Raw genomic sequence first — 2240 nt, 5'->3', positions numbered from 1 at the left:
GCGCGCGCGCGCTCGCCGACGAGCCCGCGCGCTTCGAGCTGCCGCCGTTGCCGCCGGCGGACGGCATCCCCGCGCCGTCCGAGCTGCGCAGCCTCGGCTTCGGCGGCGGCGTGCCCGCGAGCCCGCCGGAAGCCCGTCCCACGACACCGCCGATCGAGCTCTCGATCCGCCATGGCGACCTCTCCTATGCGCGCTTCCCGGTGCTGGTGGGGCATTACCGCGGCGACACCATCGTCAGCGCCGAGGCCGCGCTCGACCGTCGTCTGGACGGTGCGCTGTCGCAGCGCCAGGCGCTCGGCCTCTACCCCGGGCAGCACGGCAGCGGCGCGCAGTTCTTCAACCCGCGCGCCAATGGCCAGCCTGGGGGGGCGATCGTGGTCGGCCTCGGCGAGGTCGGCGAGCTCACCCCCGGCCTGCTCGAGGCCGGGGTGCGCGGCGCGCTGCTCGACCACGCCCTGCAGATCGCGCAATGGCCGGACGAGCGCTTCGGCCCGGCCGCCGGTCCGCGTCGGGCCTCGGTGTCCTGCCTGCTGGTCGGCACCGGCGCCGGCGCGCTGTCGGTGCGCGACTCGGTCGAGGCGATCGTGCGCGCGGCCATCGCCGCCAACGCGCGCCTGCAAGAGACCGCGCTCGACGGCCGGGTGTGGATCGACCGCATCGAGTTCGTCGAGCTCTTCGCCGACGTGGCGATCGGCGCCGCCGAGAGCCTGCAGGCGGTGCTCGCCATCCCGCAGCTCGGCGCCGCCGCGCGCTGGCCGGCGCAGGCCATCGAGGCCGGCCGCGGCGGGCGTGTGCGGGTGCGCTTCGACGAAGCCCCGGAATGGTGGCAGCGTCTGGAGATCATCGAGGACGAGGGCCGGCGCGACAGCCTGCGCTTCATCTTCGTGACCGACCGCGCGCGCGCCGAGGAGACCCTGGCGAGCGGCCAGCTCGCGCTCGCCGACGCCTTCATCCGCGAGGCCGCGGCCTCGCCGGCGGCCAACCCCGAGGCGGCCTTCACGCTGCACGAGATGCTGCTGCCGGTGAGCCTGCGCGAGGCGGCCTCGCGCCAGGGCAACCTGGTGCTGCTGGTCGATCCACGCTCGGCGCGCTATCCCTGGGAGCTGCTGGAGAACCGCTGGAGCGACAGCGGCCGCCCGCCGGCGGTCGCCGCCGGCGTGGTGCGCCAGATTCGCACCCCCCAGTACCGCACCCGGCCGGTGCATGCGGACGAGGCCAGCATCCTGGTGGTGGGCAACCCCGACCTCGACGGCTGGGAGGATTTCCCCGACCTGCCCGGCGCCCGCGCCGAGGCGCGCGAGGTCGCCGAATGCTTCGAGACCGCCGGCTGGCGGGTGGAGCGCTGCATCGATCCTCCCACCCACGAGGTGCTCGCCGGCCTGCATCGCAGCCCCTGGCGCATCCTCCACCTGGCCGGCCACGGCGAGTTCGACTTCCCCCTGACGCAGGCCAGGCGCAAACCCGGCGATCCACCGGCGGCCGAGCCCGAGACCGTCTCCGGCATGGTCATCGGGCGCGGCACCTTCCTCACCCCGGGTGACGTCGAGCAGATGCGCTGGGTACCCGAGCTGGTCTTCATCAACTGCTGCCACCTCGGCAGCATGCGCGGCGGAGACAAGGGCGCGCTCGCCGCCAACCTGGGCATGCAGTTCATCCGCATGGGCGTGCGCGCGGTGGTCGCCGCAGGCTGGGCGGTGGACGATGCCGCCGCGCTCGCCTTCGCCAACACCTTCTACCGCCTGATGCTCGCCGGCGAGACCTTCGGCGAGGCGGTGCGCGCCGCACGCGAGGAGGTGTGGCTGCGCTTCCGCGGGGTCAACACCTGGGGCGCCTACCAGTGCTACGGCGACCCGTCCTACACCCTGCTGCGCGGACGCCCTGCGCCGCGGCCGCAGGCGCGCCGCTTCCACTGCCCGACCGAGCTCGGCGTGGAGCTCGACAACCTCACCCAGGCCCTGCGCAGCAGCGGCGGGGACGATGCCGCGGCGCGCATCGCGGCGCTTCTGGAAGGCATCCCGGAGAGCGGCCGCGAGGAATGGCTCGCACGCGCCGACCTGTGCGCCGCGCTCGGCTTTGCCTGGGCCGAGGCGCGCGCCTGGCCCGAGGCGATCGAGCAGCTCGATCGTGCGATCCGCGCCGCTGCCGGCGATTGCCCGCTGCGCGTGCTCGAACAGCTCGCCAACTGCCGCGCCCGCCTGGCCGCCGACGAGGCCGTGGCCGCGCACCGGCGCGGCGCCGCC

Annotated in this window: 1 protein-coding gene; it reads left to right on the top strand. The window is 75.1% G+C overall.

The genetic code is table 11. From position 1 onward, the window contains the following. Positions 1 to 2240: CHAT domain-containing protein (locus C667_RS22335; RefSeq protein WP_004386304.1), on the top strand; the 2240-nt coding region annotated here is incomplete at both ends.

Origin of the sequence: Thauera phenylacetica B4P (assembly GCF_000310225.1) — a bacterium.
GTDB classification, from domain to species: Bacteria; Pseudomonadota; Gammaproteobacteria; order Burkholderiales; family Rhodocyclaceae; genus Thauera; species Thauera phenylacetica.
The sequence above is the reverse complement of the archived record's forward strand: the minus strand, read 5'-3'. Positions and strand labels throughout refer to the sequence as shown.